This window comes from Paenibacillus sp. FW104-T2 (genome assembly GCF_058789975.1).
In genome coordinates this window covers 80,260-100,173 of the sequence record NZ_JBYTCE010000021.1, presented here as the reverse complement: position 1 = coordinate 100,173, position 19,914 = coordinate 80,260, and the positions used below count along the sequence as shown (strand labels likewise).

Below are 19,914 nucleotides of genomic sequence, written 5' to 3'. Positions count from 1 at the left end.
ATGTATCAGACATGGTCTGAGGAAAGGTAAGCATTACGCCTTTTTCCGTAATACGCATATCTAGGTCTGCCTATAAAATAGTAAAAGCAGCCGATCGCACGGATCGACTGCTTTTACTATATTTATGCTGTTATCTCGTCAATATTGATATCATAACCAACGAATGTACAAGAACGAACAAAGGCTGAAAATAATTTTTGGCTAGATGCATCTATTGTGTAGCTGTACTCCGGATGCCATTGCACTGCCAGTACAAATTTTTGGTTCGGCATAACGACGGATTCAACAATTCCATCCTCGGCGACTGCAGCTGCTTGTAATTTATCCGAGAGCGTCTTGATCCCTTGATGATGATAACTGTTCACTTTGATCGTATCTGCTTGAATAATGTCATGCAGCAAGTTACCCTTTTCAATATGTACATCGTGTACCAGATTCGTATAGGGCGGGCTTTGCTTATGATTAACCGTATTGCTTACTTGAAGCTGTGTAGGAATATCCTGATACAAAGATCCACCCAGTATCACATTAAACAGCTGTAATCCCCGGCATATGCCGAAGGCAGGCTTATCGAGTTCGATTACTTTCTGAAATAGCAAGGACTCCATCATATCGCGTTCCATACATAACTCCCCGCAGGTATCCTCTGCATTTTCATGATAAAGCTCCGGATTAATGTCATGTCCGCCCGTGAACAAGAACCCATTAAACTCATTCGTCAAAGTTACAATTATTTCGAGATTCGTTGTCATCGGCAGCATCACTGGAATTCCGCCAGCACTCTCGATTGCGTTCATATAATCTGGAAGCATCCAGTAACTTTTTTTGTTGGAATCATACAGCGGCAGGACTCCGATCATGGGCTTCTTCATTGGTTTACCTCCTAATGGGGTCATTTTCATGTTAATCGCTATGTGAGAAAAGGTAAATCTTTTCATTCATTTTATCAGATCTCCTCATATACAAACTCACCAAATTATTGCATTTTCCTACCCTATGCCCAGCCTACTCCCGCACATCTTTTATAGATTCAGCTTCACTGGTAAATCATTCAATATGTTATTTATAGAATATCCCGGGTAATGATTAATCAAGATTCCGAACTTGGGAGGGATAGGAATGTTCATGGAGTTAAGCATTAAGCTAGTCATTAGCTTTTTTGGCCTGTGGGCCATTGCGTTCATTACCGGCAGAAAAACGCTAAGCCAACTTACACCGCTCGATTTCCTATCCTCGTTGGTGCTCAGTGAGATTGTGGGAAATACGCTGTATGATGATGAGATCAAGGTATCTCATCTATTATTCGCATTAGCACTTTGGACTGCACTCTCATACCTTTTCGAGAAAGCCACAACAAGATTTGTGAAGTTCGGATATGTCGCGGAAGGACGAGTCGTGCTCTTAATTGATAATGGAGAAGTCAATCAAGGCTTGTTAAAAAAATACGATATTGAATTTAAACAGCTGCTTTCCATGCTTCGTAAACAGAATGTATTTTCTATTCAGGAAGTGAAATACGCCATCCTCGAAACGGATGGATCGTTATCCGTGCTTCGCAAGCCTGAGTACGAACCACCTACCGCAGAAGATATGGGTATGGAGACATCACCAGATCGTTTTGCGGTAACCGTAATTGATAAAGGAGAGCTGCTTAAGAAGTCCATGAAAGGTAAAAATATCGATATAAAGATGGTCAGGGTAGAAATTCAGAAGCAAGGCTATGACAATATAAAGGATATCGCCTATGCAGAATATGGTGACGACGGAGAACTATACATTATTCCGAAAAGTAAAAACGGAAAAGGTTAATTCAAGCAATCTTTGGTGCATTATAAATATAAAGACCAGGTACATGGTAAGTCCATTACCTGGTCTTTTTTGGTACTCATGGATCTACGCAGCATTTGAAGTGGTCGCTTCATCTGCATTCAACTGAATGGACCGCTGGCATATTCTTGTAATTGCAAAAGCCAGCAAAGCTAATACCACGGCTACCGGCGGCACCCATGCCACACCGCCAAGGTTAACGGCAAGTCCACCGACCCCAGAACCGAGAGCAATACCCACATTGGCCGCCACAGGCAGCAGTGTGGATGCAAAAGCTTTGGATTCCGGTGCAATCGTTCCAGATACATCAAACAGATATAACTGGGATGCTGCACTCATGGACGACGACAGACAGCCGATCAGAAGCAGGAACGTCAAACCAAGCCAGAGATTGGATACAGCGAAACTCAGTCCGAGGAAAATAACCGCTTGGATGACGAAAAGCCACTTAAGTTTGGGTAGAAAATCACCCTTTGCTATTTTGGCACCGATCCAATTGCTCAGAATACTGCATGCCCCATAGATCAGGAGTATAGCGCTAATCCAACGTACGGGCACCCCCATAGACTCACTGAGAAGCGGTGTAATATAAGTGAAAGTAACGAAGATACAGCTGTTGCCCAGCACGGGGATTAGGCAGGCTAACAAAATGCGAGGCTTCATAAAGAGAGCCATCTGATCACCAAATGAACCGGTAACGGTAGTCGTGCGGCGTGGTAGGATTCGGAACATGAAAACAAACGGCACTACACCGATGCAAGCAGTAACTACGAATGTCATGGACCAGGACAGATGCTGTCCAATAAAAGTACCAAGCGGCACACCTAGAACATTCGCGATGGAAAACCCGCCCAAAATCCAAGCGATGGCTTCCCCTCTCCGCTCCCGATGAACGGCGTCGTTTGCGATAGAGATCGAAAGCGATATCGTAAGTCCGCAAGCAACGGCCGAAACGATGCGAATAGCCATCAATGAAGGGAACGTTGTTGAGAACACGGTTAATACATTCAACACAAGCACAATGGCGAATCCAATTAAGATGGAGCTTCTTCTGGATATTTTGGCCAAGGATGCCACGGCGAATGGTGTCCCCAATGCATAAGCAATAGCGAATCCGGACACTAGGGCACCTGCAGCAGCGAGAGAGACTTTCATATAACTCTCAATTTCTTTCAACACACCCACAATGACATACTCAGTTGTTCCGAGCACAAAGCTGACGAGCGTAAGCGTTAAAATAAGTAGATTTTCTCTAGTTCTGGTCATCAATTTAATTTCACTAATCCTTTCTAATGTTGCAAGCGCTTCAATTCTTAAGACAGCTCCTACTCTATGTATTTTCTGCTTTCCCATCCCTTCGATTTCGATATATAGTACATATTGGATAGTGAAATTGTACTGTCAGACGTGTCAGACGACAATCAAGGTTGTTGTGGATTTGATTCAAAACATGATGTATGTTGTCATTTTTCATCATAGAACCTCGAAGGGAAGACATAGATGGACACACGCCACGAACAAGGCCAACGATATGAAGATCAGGATTGTATCATAATTTATGTCGGGAAGCTGGCCGGCAATCCGCAGTGGAGTTTTCCGACGCATAAGCATGACGATCTGCACGAGATTATTTATGTTAATGAAGGAAAGGGATCATTCACCATTGATGGTGCGAAGCACTTGGCCCAAAAGGGAGACCTGCTCATATACAATAGAGGAACACTTCACGAAGAAAAGTCTGATCCGGAATATCCGTTATCCACCTTTTATTGTGGCTTTCGTTTCAGAGAGGATATTCAGAGCGACGCCGATTGGGTCGTACCTCCAGGTAGTGAACCAATCATTCGTGCAAACCGGTATTCGGAAGAGCTGCATTCGTTAATGCAGACCTTATTCAGTGAATTCTCCATTCGTGAGGATGGATACGAGCGCATCTCCCAGCATGTGTTGAAAGCCGTACTACTGATCATCGAACGCATGTCCGGCCTTCAACAGTCTTCTGGACAGATTATACGGAGCAACACCCTTGCTGAGAGTATTAAGGACTATCTGGATACCAACTACCGACAAAACATTAAACTGAAGGAACTCGCTGAACAGTTTCATATCGATTTCTATTATCTCATTCATATGTATAAAAATCGCTACGGCACCTCCCCCTATCATTACTTGATCCAACGACGAATGGGTGAAGCAACCCGGCTATTAGTCTCGACCAAGAAGAAAATATGGGAGATTTCCAAGCTGGTTGGGTATGATAACCCCAATTACTTCACCATTCTTTTTACCAAAACGGTCGGTGAATCGCCGCGAAGCTTTCGCAAGCGAAATCAAAAAGATATGTTCGGGGATACTACCACCTCCCATTCATCATAAAAGAGATATCTCCCTGATCTAGTCAATCCTTAACACACCATCACGGCTACTTAGATAACATGCAATAAGGCGCTCCTGATAAGGAGCGCCTTTGTCATTCAAACCTAAACTTATATTTAACCTAGAGCGTGAATCGACGGACCAAGTTTTGCATATTTTCAGCTGTTTTGGATAATTGCACGGATGATGCAGCAATCTCCTCCATGGCCGCCATTTGCTCTTGGGCTGCTGCCGAAGTGGTCTGGGCACTGTCAGCAGACACTTTGGAGATATTGGCCATTTCTGCCACCGAAGCAGAGACTTGCTCCGTACTTGCTGCCAGCTGCTCTGATACAGCAGATACATCCTGAATTTGGTCCACAATATGAGCCGTATATTGTTCAATGTTCGAGATGGTTGCTGAAGCCTCGCGGCTGATGCGCATCCCTTCGCCGACTTGACTTCGAACGTTATCATTCATTAGTAATGTGGATTTCTCGATCAGGTCGAACATTTTGCCGATGGTTGCGCCAATTTCCTCCGCGCTTTGTTTGGATTGCAAGGACAGCATGCGTACTTCACCTGCAACGACGGCAAAACCTTTTCCATGCTCTCCTGCTCTCGCTGCTTCAATTGAAGCATTAAGTGATAGAAGATTCGTTTGGCGAGAGATATCCGCAATCGCCTCGTTCATTCTGTTCGCTTCTGCTGATAGATTAGACAGCTCGTTAATGAATGCTGAGGTTTCCTGGACGGCCACTAGGATGTGCTCCATTTGGTCGCCAACCTGGTTGATGGTTTTCCCACCGTTCGCGACAGCACGCTGTGTCTCCTCAGCCGAATCTACTATGGCACTTGCAGATTCAGCAATGGTACTGATCCCTCTGGCCATCTCTTCCACTGCGTTCGCTGTTTGTTCAGAACTTTCTGCACCAGCGACTGCCCTTTCAGCGGTCTGCTGGATTGTTTCAGCAACATGTTGAACAGAAGCGTTCGTTTGTTCGGTGCTTTCCTGTATCATTTGTGAGGTATGGTTTAGAAGCGACGATGTCTGATTAAGTTCTGTCACGACAGATTGTAATGAAATGGTCATTTGGTCAAAGTCATTGGCCAATATGCCGAACTCATCTTTATTCCTAAGATCAACCCGTTCTGTCAAATTTCCTTCTCGAACACGACGGGTTGCCGTTCGTAATTTTTGCATAGGGACCATGAAGGATCTCAAAATAAAGAATATGATCATTCCAGCCAGCAATGTAGAAATGATAATTACGGTAAGACTAGTGACCAATATTGGTTTCGCTGCTGCAATGAAATCTTCATGCCCCATCAAAGCGATGACATTCCAGCCTGTCAACGCATTAACGCCGTTGTAAACCTCCAAGTCATATTCCAGGTCCGTTCGGACAAATTGGGAGAATGTCATGTGTTCATCAGGACTAGATGCTGTATTGGGATTAACAGGTATCCCGTCAATAAGCGCCCCGCCAAGCTCTCCTCCACCACCTTCAACAATAGCACCAGCCCAGGCGGCGATGGTTCGATTGGAGTCGACTACAATTAAACTTCCGTTCCCCCCAACATCCACGTAGGAGATCTCTTTTGCTAATGGTGCTAGATCAAGTTTTATGCTTGCTACGCCTTGTCCACTTGAGAGAGCCTGGGATATCTCCACATAAATCTCCCCGGAATCGGAGTCTTTCATAATGTTAGAGAAATAGACCGATCCGTTATTATTTTTACCATTGGTGTACCATTCCGTACTGCGTGGATCATATGTTGTCTCTCCGATCTCTGGAGATGTAATAAAGCTGCCCTGATCGTTACCTACAGTAATTGCGAGAATATCAGGATATGTATCTGCTAACTGGTTTAATTCTGCTTGCACTGCTTCAATGTTAACCTGACTGGCATCAGCACTTAACAACGCATCTATATAACTTAATAGTTCTGCTTTTGTCCCTACCAGATTATTAATATGCTGCCCTGCCATGGTTAGTATCGTATTCATCGGATCGGTCATGCTTTTTTGAACCTGTTCTTGTGCACTGTGATAAGAGAAATATCCGATAAGTGCTGTTGGAATGATAAGAACCGTTAGGAAAGCGGCTATGAGTCTGGTACTCATCAAACGTAAAACAGATGCTAGTCTCGTGAATAATGACCCTTTTTTCTTTTTCTTCTTTTTGTTCAAATGGATCTCCCTCTCTTGTATAAAATGAAGAACAAAACTATATATCGGTATATCTAGTAAATAATTTAATTAATGGTATATATTCAATTTTATTAATAGCTAATAATTGCTCTGTAAAAGACGTCGCATCAGTGATGTAATTCTTGTAATTGTTAATGTATTACCGTATGTAAACGCAAAAAAACCCATATATATGCACACTCAAAGAAACGTTGAGCATACATATACACAGGTATTGCCTGATTAAAATCAGTAACAAGCCTTATTTGTTTTGTATTATAGCATAGATCGAACGGATATGTTAACCATAATTTGGTTTGTCATCGACATATACTCGGAGCACAATGTCCTGATCATGGTTACCGAAACCAGCTCCGTACAACGTTAATCCCCCGACATGATCCGCTTGTTCTTCAACCGCAAACCTGAGTGTCCAGAACGGTTCACCCAGCTTCACATCATTCAGCGTCACGTCTGACATCCAGTCTCCATCTATCGTTGTCCCCAAAGCATCCACTCGAATCGTCTTTAATAATCCGTATTGATTCACGTTGCGATGCCACCATTCCGGTGTGTATTTGCCTCGTGCCGCCCTGCCGAAATCCGCCGGACTTGTCCAGGTTCCAAGCTTAATGCCATTAAAGGTGAAGGTAATATCTGATGGCCAATCATCTCTTAGACCTGGTGCTTCAGAAGCGATCTCCATGGAAATTTCCACAGCATCCGCACAGGGATTAGGATATAGATAGTTAGGCGTCTTATACTCCACATAACCTCTCCCGAACCAAAGGATGGAAGCCTGGACCCGTTCAGGATCCAGGAAGTAGCGCGGATCGTCCCATACCCCGATTTCCTTTTCCCTTGTACCCAGACCACAAGTCGGATGAATATCAAACGCAGTATAATGACCAACCGAAATGGTCTGTTCCCTCATGTTGCTAACTCTGCTGGCTGCAGGCAGCTCAATTTCGATCTTTTTTTGTTTGAGAAAACACATTTTGTGTGTTCCTCCATTACGCCGGACTCTGCGGCTTCCGATTAATTCGGCTTGTTCCAATTTTCGAATATGCATCGTGACAATAGACGGGCTAAGTTTGATCTGTGCGGCAATATCCTTGACACTCATCTCCTGCTCGGCGATCAACTCCATAATCCGCCAGCGAACTTCACTGGCCAGCGCATCGTATAAAGGCATAAACCGGGACTCCCCGTTCGATTGAATCATTTTTTCACACTCTCCTGCTCACTTCTATGAAATCACATTTATATAAATTTAAAGAATATAAATTGAAATTACAAGTCCCTTCTATTGAAATAGACCGTGGGTTGGTGTTTAATTTCAGTAGCTTCCTATTATTAGAATTCTTATTTATATGAATTTATCATCGAGGTGAAAGAACGAATGCAGTTTAACAATCCCGTCATCAAAGGGTTCTATCCAGATCCGAGCGTATGCAGAGTAGACGATACGTATTACCTGATATGCAGTTCATTTCAATACTTCCCCGGAGTACCCATTTTCGAGAGCAAAGATCTGATTAACTGGGAACAGATTGGTCATTGTCTAACCAAAACGAGTCAGGTTCAGCTTGCACATGTGAACAGCTCAGGAGGCGTATTCGCTCCTACCCTTCGGCATCATAACGGGCGATTCTACATGACGACCACGAATGATACGACCCGCCAGAACTTCTATGTGTGGACAGACGATATCTATGGCGAGTGGTCTGAGCCCATATTTGTGGACCAGGGCGGAATCGATCCGGACTTGTATTTTGAAGACCAAAAAGCGTACTTTATGAGTAACGGTTCTGACGATTTTGGCGTCTCGGGGATCGTTCAATGTGAGATTGAGATTGAAAGCGGCAAAAAGCTTACGCCGAGCCGGACAATATGGCAAGGTACTGGTGGACGTTACCTGGAAAGTCCTCATATGTATAAGATCAACGGTCTTTATTATCTGCTGGCTGCTGAAGGAGGCACCGAATACGGTCACATGGAAACGTACGCACGCGGATCCGCTGTCTCCGGTCCTTTCGAAGCCTATCCTCACAATCCGGTGTTAACCAACCGTAACCTGGGCGGTTATGAGCTGCAAGGTGTTGGGCATGGCGATCTGGTTCAGGATGTTGAGGGAAATTGGTGGCTCTTCCACTTGGGATTCCGGCAGATCGGACAATGGCAGACGTTTCACCATCTGGGCCGCGAAGTATTTGTAGCACCTGTAACATTTGATGAAGACGGCTGGTTTACAGCAGGTCACCATGGAACGACTTTATTAACATTTGAAACAGACCGGATATCCGAATCTGTCGTTCAGGTGGAGAAGAAGTCCTTTACTTTTGACAACACGGAATGGGACAAGGATTGGTGCTATCTCAGACATCCTCATTCAGAGAATTATATGCTGCAATTCAACAAGCTAACGCTTAAAGGAACAGATGTCTCGCTGGATCAACCGGGCACTCCAACCTTCATCGGTATACGGCAAAAGGACTTCAATGCCATCATTTCTTGTAATGTTAATCTTACAGACGGAGAAGCAGGCATCACCTTGTATATGGATGAGCACCACCATTATGATCTGGCTATACGAAAAGACGCTGAAGGTTATAAGGTTATCGAGCGCCTTAATATCGGAGATATCAAATCGGTTGAAAAAGAAGTGGATCTCGGAAGCTATAACCAAACCACATTGAAGATCCGGGCAACCAATGATCGTTATACCTTTAGCTTGGATACCCAGGGCGAAGAGATCGAATTAGGCAGTGCACATACGAAATATCTATCCTCCGAGGTAGCCGGTGGGTTTACAGGCGTAGTCATCGGTTTATATGCCTATGGCGAAGGATCTGTGGCAGAATTCTCTGAATTCAAGTGCGACTATATATAAAAGAAAACCTACGAGTTAAACAATAGAAAATATACATTTCTAACTTAAAAATAAATGCCAGTAAAAAAACGAGGATGTCCTCAAAGTTAACACTTTGGAGACATCCTCGCAGTCTTTTACATGTAGTTTAGTTTCAATTCAGCACTTACATCGTGCTTGTATCAATAACGAATCTGTACTTCACATCCGAAGCAAGTACGCGTTTGTAAGCTTCGTCGATTTGATCAGCCGAGATCACTTCGATTTGAGGTGTGATGTCATGTTCCGCACAGAAGTCCATCATTTCCTGGGTCTCACGTATGCCACCAATCATGGATCCGGCAAATGAACGACGGTGGCCGATTAATGACATGACGTTTACTGCGAGAGGCTCACCAGGTGCACCTACGTTTACAAGTGTGCCATCCAGCGTGAGCAATCCGAAATAAGCGTTAATGTCGATATTGGCACTTACCGTGTTAATGATCAGATCAAAGGAACCCGCAAGCTTCTCGAACGTTTCAGCTTCACTTGTGGCGTAATAGTGGTTTGCACCAAACTGCAAACCATCTTCCTTTTTATTCAGGGATTGGGACAGAACAGTCACCTCGGCACCCATGGCATGTGCAATTTTGACAGCCATATGGCCGAGACCGCCCATACCTACAATCGCTACTTTTTTCCCTGGAGCTGCTCCCCAATGTTGAAGCGGAGAGTATGTCGTAATACCTGCGCAAAGTAACGGTGCGGCGGCTTCGAGTGCAATGTTATCCGGAATCCGAATAACGAAATTTTCGGTTACAACGATGTGAGTCGAATATCCACCTTGTGTTGGTTCACCGTATTTATCAACCCCACCGTACGTTTGAATATTGCCTTTGAGGCAATACTGCTCTTCGCCTCGGCGACAATTTTCGCATTCCCCACAGGAGTCAACCATACAGCCTACGCCTACTCGATCACCGACTTTATATTTGGAAACTTCGCTTCCTACTTCCGTCACAATTCCTGCAATTTCATGACCAGGAACCAGCGGATAATTCACAGGACCCCACTCACCGTGAGCCGTATGAATGTCAGAGTGACAAATGCCGGCATATTTGATTTCAATCAGGACATCATGTGTGTCCAGATCGCGTCGTTTAATTTCAGCTGACCGGAACGATTGATCCGGTCCGTCCACAGCACGTGCTTTAGCAGTAATCATCATTAAAACCTCCTAAGATGTTCATTTTCCAAGAGAACACACCCATTCAGGGGCAAGAATCACAATTGATACAATGACCAATCATTCCTTCTTTTTCTCTCGCAAAATTATCTTAATCCCTCTAGTTAACTCTAGGTCAAATATCTTTTCTAAATTTTTTTATAGAAATAGATAAAGATATTTCTAAATCCCCATTATGTCTTTGCTGACTTTGACATCCTGTATTTACCGTGATAAGATTCCCCACAGAAGCTAGAGTTAACTCGAAGTCTATGCCGTAAGTAAAGGAGAACTGTATGACATACTCAATTAGCGAAGTTGCCAAAGAATTGAATCTCACCGTATATACATTGCGTTATTATGATAAGGAAGGACTTATGCCTTTTGTCGAACGTACCCCGAGCGGAGTGCGCAAGTTTAAAGAATCGGACATTGATTTTCTGAAAATTATTCAGTGCCTGAAACTCACGGGTATGCCGATTAAGGATATCAAGGATTTCATTGAATGGTGTTCCGAAGGCGACTCCACACTGCAGGAGAGATACGACATGTTCATTGAACGTAAAGCCAGTGTGGAAGCGCAAATGGAAGAACTGAGAAAGACCATGGAAGTCATTGAACACAAATGCGCCTATTATAAAACCGCCATCGCAGCAGGGACGGAGGATATCCATACAATGAATAAGATGGGTCAATCGGTGACCAACTAGAGAAACACCAAAAACCTAGTTTCCTTTCGGAGCTAGGTTTTTTGCTACTTTTCACTGCAAAATTACAGATTCCATTATATTTCTTTCGTACATGAATTTAATGATGATAGCCATTGGTAGGTATCAATTCTTTGTATTCCGTAGGGCTGTATCCTGTATACTCCTTGAACACCTTAGAGAAATAATGCTGATCACTGAAGGATAGAAGGTCCGATAATTCCTTAAACTTCATATCAGGTTGCTGTTCCATCAGCCTGCAGGCTTCCTGAATTCTCAGCCGGGTATAATACTGAACAAAAGTGGCTTGCGTTACGTTTTTGATCACTCTGCTAACATAAGATGGACTGACGTGAAACTTCAAAGCAATGTCGCTGATGGATAAATGGGAATATTTATTAAGCTTGATGTACTCATCCATCTGCTCGAATAGGAGCTCCTTGCTTTTTCGGATATGCGACTGCAGCATATCAAAACACTGCCCTGTCCATTCCTGTAGTTCCTGGCAGAAGTCTGCATATGTCGTTGCTTCCAAGAGCTGTTTGGCCCGATGCTCAAGACCAAGCCTGATCCCTGATCCTTGTTCTTCGTACAAATGAGCGAATGTATCCACCAATAATCCAATGAAACGTTCCACCTCTCTCACATGCACATGCTGCTCCGCCCATCGGTCCAGCAGCTCGGAGAGCTTCAGAGCAAACCGATCTTTCTGATAAGACTGTATTATTTGCACAAATGTGGATTCCAAGGTGGAATCCAGACATCCTGATTCCAGCCTGGCCGTCGAAACCGGATTTCCAGTATCAAGTGCCAATCCTTGGTTCAACCGCTGCTGTGCAGACAGTATCGAGGTTATTTGATGGTAGACTTCTGGCAGATGTCCCGAATCAGAGGAGAGCAGCTGCCCTCCAATCATCACATCCATTCGATACGTAACCAAATGCCGCCGTAATGATTCCAGACATTCATGCATGGAGGAATAAGCAGCAAGCACTCCCTTGTTTACGAAAACGATAAATTGATTCGGCGTTCGACTCTGTAACACATGACAAGGCTGAGGGGCAAAGAGAACCTCCACGAAGCCAAGAAGCGTCTGCTGTGTCCATAGTTCCTTCCCTGGTGTAAATGGCTGCTTACGCAAAATGATCATCATCTGAGAAAACAGCGATAAATCCTCCCCCTTTTGCACTTCAGCATAACATTGAGGGTCGACAATCTCTTGCAAGTCATTCAGATTTTTGGATTTCTGTTGATCAAGCTGGTCAATCACCCGTATCATGACCTCTTCTAACGCTTCTTGTTCCACCGGTTTCAGCAAATAGTCGAACACCTGCAGATTGAGCGCTTTTCGTGTGTATTCAAAATCGCTATAACCACTAATCAGAATCACTTTCAAGTCCGGGTTCACCCTCTTCGCTTGCTCAATCAACGATAACCCATCCATCTTCGGCATCCGAATATCGGTTAGCAGCAGATCAATGGGTTCAAGCTGAATTGCAGCCAGGGCATCCTCTCCATTTGTTGCCGTAGCCACCACATGAATGGGCAGGTTAAGCGCATCCAAAAGCATTTTTATATTACGCAGTATTGGTTTGCTGTCCTCTACAATCATGATGTTATACATCACATGTCTCCCCTTTGCCTAGTAAAAATCCTTTGTCAGCGAGCCGATGATTTGAATGGTGGCTCCGTTGTCGCCATGTGCGTGATTGTTGAAAATGTTGAAAAAAAGCCGATTGCTATACATCAGTTTAAGCCTGTTGATGCTATTGAGCATCCCCATATTACCAAGGGACGTTGGATGATTGAGAAGATGGTTCTCTCCAGCAGCGGATTCCTGAACCTTCGCGAGGATTTCCTGAATTTTATCAAGTGTGAAGCCTTCTCCGTTATCTTTAATCTCCAGAGCCCATAGTCCGTTATATTGTTTCACCGTAATTTGAATGCGCCAAGGCGGTGCCGTATTAGAAAAGGCATGTTCAATGCAATTCTCTACAAAAGGTTGAATGACCAGCCTCGGAAGTCGAATTTCACTAGCCAAAGCGTCGGCATGAATCTCCCACTCCAGATCTTCTTCATACTTCTGCTGTACAAGTGATAAGTAGTGTCTGGTATGCTCCAACTCATCTGCCAAAGTCACATGTGCGTAAGGCGAGGAGACAATATAGCGCAGACTGTCCGAGAGATGTTTGCACATTTCCGATACTACCTTGGTCTTTCCCTCCTGTGCTGCGATGCTGATGAGATACAGGACGTTGTGTATAAAATGAGGAGCAATCTGAGCTTGCAAAGCCGAATTACGTGCCATGACTTCTTCATGTAAGGCTGCCTTTTCCCGGTCTATGGATTGCTGCAATCGTTCCATCAAATCCTGAAAAGCTTCATTCAGCAGCAGCAAGTCATTGTTCTTCGGTCTTTCATCCACCTTCAGATTCATGTTGCTGTAATTGATACGCCAGATCTGACTACGAAGCTTGCGGATCGGAAGCAGCAAATTGCGTGTGGTCAAGAGGATGTACACAAAAGACACCAGCATCAAGGCTGTAATCAATAGGATCGACATGCTTTGTACCGAATGGATTGAGCCTAGTACCGACTGTTTCGGTGTAACGATATAGGTAATCCATCCCGTGCTGGGGGAGGTCGAATGCGTGACGTAGTTGTTCTGTTTGTCCATGTCCAATCCTTCGTCGGATAACGGCTTGGTCCATTTCGACAACGTGGTTCCTGATTCCGATCCGGTCATTTGATTACCTTGCTGATTCAGAATATACACCTCGCCTGCAGCAATTCCCTCAGTGAGTTTTTGGATATAAGCCTGATCCATTTGAATACTCAGATAACCGTACACCTTCCCGTTCTGATCATTAATTGTGCGGACAAAGGAGATCGTATCCTCTTGGCGCACCAGATTGAATCCGTTCCCTTCCCACTCTCGTCCATCGCCGCTGTTAGCCATCATGCTGCTGAGCATGGCGGGAAGATCTCCACTTCCCAGGTACGAGGTGAGCAGCACCCCTTCCTTGTCATAGATCGTCATGTCCTTCATATTCATGCTGGGTCCGATGGCCTGAAACATGATGTCTTTCAGCTTCCGGATCTGATTCAGCCTCTCGTAATTACTGTGAGCCGCGGAACTCTTCTCCATCGTTGCAAAGATATCCTTACTGGCCAAAATTCGCTGGGACAACTGGTTCTGCTGCTCAACATAGAGATCAACCTGCTCTCTGACTTTAGTCGCTGTCACTAGCATATCCTGCTCCGTTTTTAGTTTCAGCGGACGGATAACGATAACGTTTACATAAACGATAAAACAGCCCAGCACGAACATTAGCAGGGCCAGAAATGTCAAGAATACCTTCGTTTGCAAACTGAATTGAGTTGCCCGATGTATCAGCTTTATCATCCTTCCAAATGTCCTCCTGTTCCCCCAACATGATGCGTCTCTCAACCATTTATGTCCTACTGTATCATGTGAACGTTTGAAATGATAGCGATTTCAAGTTCAGAATATTACACATGAACGTTCAAGCACAGACATGTACCGGGAACAGATAAAAATTTATAATCGAGATTGTAAACGGATTCATTAAACGTTTTAGAGGGGGATTTGCATTGAAGAATCATAAAAGAAAAAAAGCAGCATCCATCGTTTTGGCCAGTTTATTATCCATATCATTAACCGCATGCGGATCTGGAGGAAGTGATTCCGGAACAGCTGCTGGCGGAGACAGCAAAGGTTCCAAGGTCACATTGGAACTCGCCATCTCCAAAAGCTCGCAGGACTCTGCCTTTATTCAGCAGGACATTCTGGATGAGTTTGAAAAACAGACAAATGTACGTGTGAATCTGCAGCTTATTCCAGCAGAACAGACCACGACCGTACTGCAAACCAAGCTGGCTGTTGATGAAACGCCTGATATCATTCAATACAACCTGGCGAGCGCTGTGACGGACCTGAACCTGGAACGTAATTTTGAAATTCTGGATAACGAACCTTGGGCGAGCAGAATTGTGAACAAGGACGTCCTTTCTTCCGGCGGTCATCTCTACAGTTTCCATGTCAGCCAGGATACAGGCATGCAAGGGGTTGTTTACAACAAACAGATCTTTGAAGACCTTGGTTTGTCCATTCCGACCAACTATGAAGAGTTTTTGGCTATATGCGAAAAGATCAAGGCGAGCGGCATCACTCCCGTATTTATGCCTTACAAAGATGCCTGGGCAGCCAACATCTGGCCCGCAGCAGCTTTTGCTGACTTTGTAGCCAAGAATGATCCTACGTTCTTTGATGACCTGAACAGCAATAAGAAAAAATGGTCCGATATTCCGGAGTTCAAAACCTTCCTGGAGCAGCAGTACGAAGTGTACACCAAAGGCTACACCAACACAGACGTGCTTAGCGACAGCTACGATATGGCCGTGGGTAAATTCCTGAACAAGGAAGTCGCCATGATGTTTATGGGTGACTGGCTGATCGAAGGTGTGGCCGAGCAGGATCCTAGCATGGAACTCGGCGTCTTCCCAATTCCGTCTTCCCAGGATGCGAGTCTGGGTGCGAGTCCACTCGGCGGGCAACTGTTCATTCCGAAGAAATCCAAACATCTGGAAGAAGCCAAACAGTTCCTGGACTTTATTGCTTCGAAGGAAATTGCTCAGCAGATCGTTGATTCGAAAGGTTATGTATCCAATTTCAGTGACGTCACAACGCCTGAGCTGCCTGCCTATAAACAGGATATCGTAGACAATTACATTACACCTAAGAAAACAGTGCTAACGACTGATGCTTATATGCTCGTTGACCGCAGTGAACTATACAGATTGCTGCAGGATCAATTTGCAGGCGGATTGACACCGGAAGAAGTGCTGAAGGCATGGGACGAGAAGTTCAGCCAGCTGATGCAAGACAAAGGTGTAGCCGGTTTCTAAGAAGATAAAAAACCGGGCAGCATAGCATCTTGTTATCTATGCTGCCCGAGCTATAACGGAGCGTGAGACATGAAAAGGGCTAAAAATCTGTATTCGTACTACATGATCTATCCGGCATTGCTGATCTACTCCATCTTTTTCGTCATCCCTGCCATCGCAGGATTCTACTATTCATTTACGGATTGGCGGCTGGATCGACTGGAACTTCAGTTCATCGGCTGGGACAATTTCAAGAAGATCTTCTCTGACAAAACGTTGATTCTGGCACTGCAAAATACGGCGATCTTCGCGATCGTCACTGTCGTTGGCAAAAATGTCATCGGTCTATTGCTGGCTGTAGGACTTAATATGAGATTAAGAACCAAAAATCTGCTGCGTGCCATCTTCTACTCCCCTTCCATTCTGAGCATTCTCGTCATCAGTATTTTGTTTACACCGATGCTGCGAACCGAAGGCACGATTAACAACTTGCTCGAAGCTGTAGGCTTGCACTCGTTAAGCCATGCTTGGCTGACCAATCCGTCCATCGTCATCTGGACCATCGCCATCGTCTCCATCTGGCAAAGCGCCGGATTTCAAATGGCCATCTATCTGGCCGGGCTGCAATCCATTTCCCAGGAATACTACGAAGCTGCTACCATTGACGGGGCTAGCTCATGGAAAAGCTTCTTTAAAATCACGCTGCCACTGCTGCTGCCAGCCATTAATATCAACCTGATGCTGACCCTGATCGGTGGACTGAAAGTATTCTCGGAAGTCTACGTCATGACGGGCGGAGGTCCGGGAAATGCTTCTCAGGTTGTGGGTACCATTATTCTGCGTTCCTTCGGTGAAGGCAACTGGGGACTCGGTACCGCAGTCAACACACTGCTGTTCGTCGTTGTCACCATTATCGCCATTCCGCTGCTGATTTTTATGCGTCGTAAGGAGGTTACCGAATAACATGGGCTATACTCGCAAACTTGCCATCCGCAATTACATTGTGGAAGGATTTCTAATTCTGGCCTCCCTGATTGTTCTCCTGCCGCTCGTGATTCTGATCTTCGGTTCATTCAAAACAAGCGCAGAGGTGCTCAGCTTCTCCCTTAGTTTACCTGATACATGGCAGTTCTCGAACTACGTGCGGGTCTTCGAAGAAGGCGGCCTATCGAGGGCTTTTCTCAACAGTATCTGGATTACTGGCGTATCCTCGGTAATCAATATCGTGGCATCTTCAGCTGCATCATTCATTCTTGCTCGCAGAGAAACGAAAGTCTCCGGAACGATCTATATGTATTTCTTCATGGGACTCATTGCTCCAATGTCGATCATTACAACGATTCGAGTTGTACAGGGCTTGGGCTTCTATGGAAGCATTACAAGCGTTATCCTGATCTATGCCGCTCTGAATACGGCATTCAGTGTATTCTTGTACAGTGGTTTTATCAAAACCATTCCGAGAGCGCTCGACGAGGTTGCATTTCTGGAAGGTGCAAGCGTGTTCGGCGTATTCTTCCGGATCGTCACGCCGCTCATTCTGCCTGTTAACGCGACAGTGGCCATCATGGTGTTCATGTCGGTATGGAATGACATCACGATTCCGGTTTACTTCCTAACAGACAGCTCCACGTGGACGATGCCGCTTTCGATCTACAATTTTTACGGCAAGTACAGCCGGGACTGGAATTTGATTTTCGCCAATCTTGTACTGACTTCGCTGCCCGTATTCATCCTGTACTTATTCGGTCAGAAATACATCGTAAGCGGCCTTACGGCTGGAGCAGTCAAAGGCTAAAAAGCTCTACAACCGGAGCTCATTTTCTTAAATGCCACCCAAAGAAACCCACCTAACAAGGTGGGTTTTTATCTTTTAACCTTTTGACTTCAACTTTATGGGAATCTAATATCCTGCACTAAGCTTCGCTCTTCTTTTTGACCCGCTTGGGCCTTGTCAATTCGTAACTGTGCTTAATCATTCCTTGCACATCCTCTACAGGCAATTTACCTTCCACATTAACGGTGTTCCAGTGTTCCTTGTTCATATGGTAACCGGGAATCACCTCCGGGAATGCATTTCGCAGGAAATCTGAACGTTCCGGATCACACTTCAGATTTACACATACTTGTCCGTTGTAGTTGTGCAATATGAGTGCAAATAATTTTTGGTTTCCTTGGTGGCGTATCGCCGTCCATCCCTCTCCAAATGGATGATCTTCATATGAACTGGGATACGACAAGCAGTATTCAGTTAATTCTTCTAACGTCATGATCTGTTTCCTCCATTATCGTTCTCTGAGTTTACTCTTTCCTCGCTGCAATGAATCAGTCGAGTCGAACGACGCTCAGTATAGAAATCCTTCCATCCCATTTTGTATGAACCGTTGGTTATATGCAAGGTTACTTCATTGTGAAGGACAAAAAAAAACCGGCACTTCATGCCGATTCCTGTGAAATGCATATATGAAGCTGCTGCTGTATTACACCTCTTGGGCCACTTGCGGTAATTTATCCGGTGCTTTGTGGTTCATGATTGGAATCATGGCCAATGCACCGATGAGAAATAAAAACCCTGCTCCGCTGTAGATGGTGCTCAGTGAAAAGGTATCTTTTAACGCCCCTGCGAAGGACATGGAAATGACCATCATGCCTACAAACATCGGATTCAGGACGCCATTCACGCGGCCAACAATGGAAGCCTCCGACCATTTCAGAATCATGGTGCTGATTCCTATATGAATGCAAGGGAACACCAGTCCATTCAGAAATTGAACGGTCAGCGTGACAGGGACACTTGTCGAGTAGCCCACGATGGCTGTACAGACCGCACCGGCTACCATTCCAATCGCCAGCAGAATTTGTGGTGGAACCTTCTTCGCAAATGTGGCTACAATTCCCCCACCAATTAGCATCGCTGCACCATTCACCATCAGAAGATATTGCAGGAATTCCTTGCTCCTGCCAAGCTGCTCGGTAACAATGAACAGGTTGAGCGCTTGAGCTACGCCAACAGAGAGACCAGCAAGTATAAACGCCAGCCCGAGCATCCTTAGCACCTGACTTTGCCAAACGTAACGAAACCCTTCCACGAATTCTTTTCGGAACTGCCCTTTAACTGCAGCCGTTTGTGTCTGCATCTGATCCTCGGGCAGACGAACAAGAACGAGTGCAGACAGCAGGAAAACGATGCCCATAACAGCGATGGATATTTCCAGGCCAAACGTGCTGTATACGAAGGTGCCAAGCATCGGGCCAAGCACCATAAAGATGGCCATCAGCGATTGGAATAGAGCCATGCCCTGCTGCAGCTGTTCTTCTGCAACATGATGCTTAAACAATCGCATGCTTGAAGGTTGGGAGAACTGCGACAGAATTGCCGAAATAAATGCAACAAGGTAGACAGAATGCCATGAGCCATAATGTATGGTCAGGAGAACTGCAAATACCGATACGGCAGATAATACATCACACCATATCATCGTTCGTTTTGGCCGCCAGCGATCAGCAAAGGTACCTCCGATGAACGAAAACACAAAAATCGGCGCAAACTCAGCCACACTAATGAGTGAAATGGCGTATGGATCATTATTCGTTGTCTCTGCCACATACAGTAGAATTGCAAAATTCCGAACCCAGATGCCGATCTGTAGGAGAACGCTGGATAACAAGATTGTCTGAAGAAACCGATTGCGAAACAGGCTTGGTGCATTAGTGCCTTGGACTTGCCTATTCAATCCCCTCAACCTCCATTTGTCATAAAGATGTCCATACTTTAATGATCTGACGTCTCCCTTCAAATCATAATTATACGGACATCATCCTCCCACGCCTCCGACTAAAGACTGAT

At 45.0% G+C, this 19,914-nt stretch carries 16 protein-coding genes; 7 read left to right on the top strand and 9 right to left on the bottom strand.

Annotated elements, in window-relative coordinates:
- Positions 1-122: 122 nt before the first annotated feature.
- A complete protein-coding gene (locus AC3WQ3_RS23045; protein WP_492473695.1) occupies positions 123-872 on the bottom strand; it encodes a gamma-glutamyl-gamma-aminobutyrate hydrolase family protein in 750 nt (249 codons plus the stop codon).
- A gap of 247 nt (positions 873-1,119) precedes the next feature.
- Here AC3WQ3_RS23045 and AC3WQ3_RS23040 point away from each other — a divergent pair, with 247 nt between their 5' ends.
- Positions 1,120-1,809, top strand: a complete 690-nt coding sequence (locus AC3WQ3_RS23040) for a DUF421 domain-containing protein (protein ID WP_492473694.1) — start codon at positions 1,120-1,122, stop codon at positions 1,807-1,809.
- An 84-nt stretch (positions 1,810-1,893) separates the two neighbouring features.
- On the opposite strand, the gene AC3WQ3_RS23035 is transcribed toward AC3WQ3_RS23040, so the two are convergent.
- Entirely contained in the window at positions 1,894-3,093 is a 1,200-nt protein-coding gene (locus tag AC3WQ3_RS23035) for an MFS transporter (RefSeq protein ID WP_492473693.1), read from the bottom strand.
- A gap of 234 nt (positions 3,094-3,327) precedes the next feature.
- Between AC3WQ3_RS23035 and AC3WQ3_RS23030 the strand changes: the two genes are divergently transcribed.
- Entirely contained in the window at positions 3,328-4,203 is an 876-nt protein-coding gene (locus AC3WQ3_RS23030) for a helix-turn-helix domain-containing protein (protein WP_492473692.1), read from the top strand.
- A gap of 121 nt (positions 4,204-4,324) precedes the next feature.
- Here AC3WQ3_RS23030 and AC3WQ3_RS23025 read toward each other — a convergent pair whose 3' ends face one another.
- Both AC3WQ3_RS23025 and AC3WQ3_RS23020 read right to left on the bottom strand, forming a co-directional pair.
- Positions 4,325-6,310: a methyl-accepting chemotaxis protein gene (locus tag AC3WQ3_RS23025; RefSeq protein WP_492473691.1), complete on the bottom strand. Its 1,986-nt coding sequence runs from the start codon at positions 6,308-6,310 to the stop codon at positions 4,325-4,327.
- 367 nt (positions 6,311-6,677) lie between these two features.
- On the bottom strand, positions 6,678-7,601 hold the full coding sequence (locus AC3WQ3_RS23020) for an ArsR/SmtB family transcription factor (RefSeq protein WP_492473690.1): 924 nt from the start codon (positions 7,599-7,601) through the stop codon (positions 6,678-6,680).
- A 177-nt stretch (positions 7,602-7,778) separates the two neighbouring features.
- Here AC3WQ3_RS23020 and AC3WQ3_RS23015 point away from each other — a divergent pair, with 177 nt between their 5' ends.
- The gene (locus tag AC3WQ3_RS23015) at positions 7,779-9,269 is read left to right on the top strand and encodes a glycoside hydrolase family 43 protein (protein ID WP_492473689.1); all 1,491 of its coding nucleotides are present in this window, start codon (positions 7,779-7,781) and stop codon (positions 9,267-9,269) included.
- A gap of 145 nt (positions 9,270-9,414) precedes the next feature.
- On the opposite strand, the gene AC3WQ3_RS23010 is transcribed toward AC3WQ3_RS23015, so the two are convergent.
- The gene (locus AC3WQ3_RS23010; protein ID WP_336780252.1) at positions 9,415-10,455 is read right to left on the bottom strand and encodes an NAD(P)-dependent alcohol dehydrogenase; all 1,041 of its coding nucleotides are present in this window, start codon (positions 10,453-10,455) and stop codon (positions 9,415-9,417) included.
- A gap of 296 nt (positions 10,456-10,751) precedes the next feature.
- Here AC3WQ3_RS23010 and AC3WQ3_RS23005 point away from each other — a divergent pair, with 296 nt between their 5' ends.
- Positions 10,752-11,165 (top strand): MerR family transcriptional regulator, encoded by a 414-nt coding sequence (locus tag AC3WQ3_RS23005; protein ID WP_492473688.1) that lies wholly within the window; start codon positions 10,752-10,754, stop codon positions 11,163-11,165.
- 97 nt (positions 11,166-11,262) lie between these two features.
- Here AC3WQ3_RS23005 and AC3WQ3_RS23000 read toward each other — a convergent pair whose 3' ends face one another.
- Together AC3WQ3_RS23000 and AC3WQ3_RS22995 are read right to left on the bottom strand one after the other, a co-directional pair.
- The gene (locus AC3WQ3_RS23000; RefSeq protein ID WP_492473687.1) at positions 11,263-12,786 is read right to left on the bottom strand and encodes a response regulator; all 1,524 of its coding nucleotides are present in this window, start codon (positions 12,784-12,786) and stop codon (positions 11,263-11,265) included.
- Between the two features lie 18 nt (positions 12,787-12,804).
- A complete protein-coding gene (locus tag AC3WQ3_RS22995; RefSeq protein WP_492473686.1) occupies positions 12,805-14,568 on the bottom strand; it encodes a cache domain-containing sensor histidine kinase in 1,764 nt (587 codons plus the stop codon).
- Between the two features lie 209 nt (positions 14,569-14,777).
- Here AC3WQ3_RS22995 and AC3WQ3_RS22990 point away from each other — a divergent pair, with 209 nt between their 5' ends.
- The 3 genes from AC3WQ3_RS22990 (at position 14,778) to AC3WQ3_RS22980 (ending at position 17,865) form a co-directional block, all read left to right on the top strand.
- Positions 14,778-16,091, top strand: coding sequence for an ABC transporter substrate-binding protein (locus tag AC3WQ3_RS22990; RefSeq protein WP_336780046.1), 1,314 nt, complete (start codon positions 14,778-14,780; stop codon positions 16,089-16,091).
- Between the two features lie 69 nt (positions 16,092-16,160).
- On the top strand, positions 16,161-17,033 hold the full coding sequence (locus AC3WQ3_RS22985; protein WP_492473685.1) for a carbohydrate ABC transporter permease: 873 nt from the start codon (positions 16,161-16,163) through the stop codon (positions 17,031-17,033).
- A 1-nt stretch (position 17,034) separates the two neighbouring features.
- Positions 17,035-17,865 carry a carbohydrate ABC transporter permease gene (locus AC3WQ3_RS22980; RefSeq protein WP_492473684.1) on the top strand — a complete coding sequence of 277 codons (831 nt, stop codon included), beginning with the start codon at positions 17,035-17,037 and terminating at the stop codon, positions 17,863-17,865.
- Positions 17,866-17,983: 118 nt separating this feature from the next.
- Here AC3WQ3_RS22980 and AC3WQ3_RS22975 read toward each other — a convergent pair whose 3' ends face one another.
- Both AC3WQ3_RS22975 and AC3WQ3_RS22970 read right to left on the bottom strand, forming a co-directional pair.
- The gene (locus AC3WQ3_RS22975) at positions 17,984-18,337 is read right to left on the bottom strand and encodes an MmcQ/YjbR family DNA-binding protein (protein ID WP_492473683.1); all 354 of its coding nucleotides are present in this window, start codon (positions 18,335-18,337) and stop codon (positions 17,984-17,986) included.
- Between the two features lie 210 nt (positions 18,338-18,547).
- Complete coding sequence (locus tag AC3WQ3_RS22970) at positions 18,548-19,801, bottom strand: MFS transporter (protein ID WP_492473681.1); 1,254 nt, start codon at positions 19,799-19,801, stop codon at positions 18,548-18,550.
- Between the last annotated feature and the right edge of the window lie 113 nt (positions 19,802-19,914).

Excerpts from the sequence above, each read along its gene's own strand:
- AC3WQ3_RS23045 (WP_492473695.1), bottom strand. The coding sequence starts at position 872 with ATGAAGAAGCCCATGATCGGAGTCCTGCCGCTGTATGATTCCAACAAA.
- AC3WQ3_RS23040 (WP_492473694.1), top strand. The coding sequence starts at position 1,120 with ATGTTCATGGAGTTAAGCATTAAGCTAGTCATTAGCTTTTTTGGCCTG.
- AC3WQ3_RS23035 (WP_492473693.1), bottom strand. The coding sequence starts at position 3,093 with ATGACCAGAACTAGAGAAAATCTACTTATTTTAACGCTTACGCTCGTC.
- AC3WQ3_RS23030 (WP_492473692.1), top strand. The coding sequence starts at position 3,328 with ATGGACACACGCCACGAACAAGGCCAACGATATGAAGATCAGGATTGT.
- AC3WQ3_RS23025 (WP_492473691.1), bottom strand. The coding sequence starts at position 6,310 with ATGAGTACCAGACTCATAGCCGCTTTCCTAACGGTTCTTATCATTCCA.
- AC3WQ3_RS23020 (WP_492473690.1), bottom strand. The coding sequence starts at position 7,601 with ATGATTCAATCGAACGGGGAGTCCCGGTTTATGCCTTTATACGATGCG.
- AC3WQ3_RS23015 (WP_492473689.1), top strand. The coding sequence starts at position 7,779 with ATGCAGTTTAACAATCCCGTCATCAAAGGGTTCTATCCAGATCCGAGC.
- AC3WQ3_RS23010 (WP_336780252.1), bottom strand. The coding sequence starts at position 10,455 with ATGATTACTGCTAAAGCACGTGCTGTGGACGGACCGGATCAATCGTTC.
- AC3WQ3_RS23005 (WP_492473688.1), top strand. The coding sequence starts at position 10,752 with ATGACATACTCAATTAGCGAAGTTGCCAAAGAATTGAATCTCACCGTA.
- AC3WQ3_RS23000 (WP_492473687.1), bottom strand. The coding sequence starts at position 12,786 with ATGTATAACATCATGATTGTAGAGGACAGCAAACCAATACTGCGTAAT.
- AC3WQ3_RS22995 (WP_492473686.1), bottom strand. The coding sequence starts at position 14,568 with ATGATAAAGCTGATACATCGGGCAACTCAATTCAGTTTGCAAACGAAG.
- AC3WQ3_RS22985 (WP_492473685.1), top strand. The coding sequence starts at position 16,161 with ATGAAAAGGGCTAAAAATCTGTATTCGTACTACATGATCTATCCGGCA.
- AC3WQ3_RS22980 (WP_492473684.1), top strand. The coding sequence starts at position 17,035 with ATGGGCTATACTCGCAAACTTGCCATCCGCAATTACATTGTGGAAGGA.
- AC3WQ3_RS22975 (WP_492473683.1), bottom strand. The coding sequence starts at position 18,337 with ATGACGTTAGAAGAATTAACTGAATACTGCTTGTCGTATCCCAGTTCA.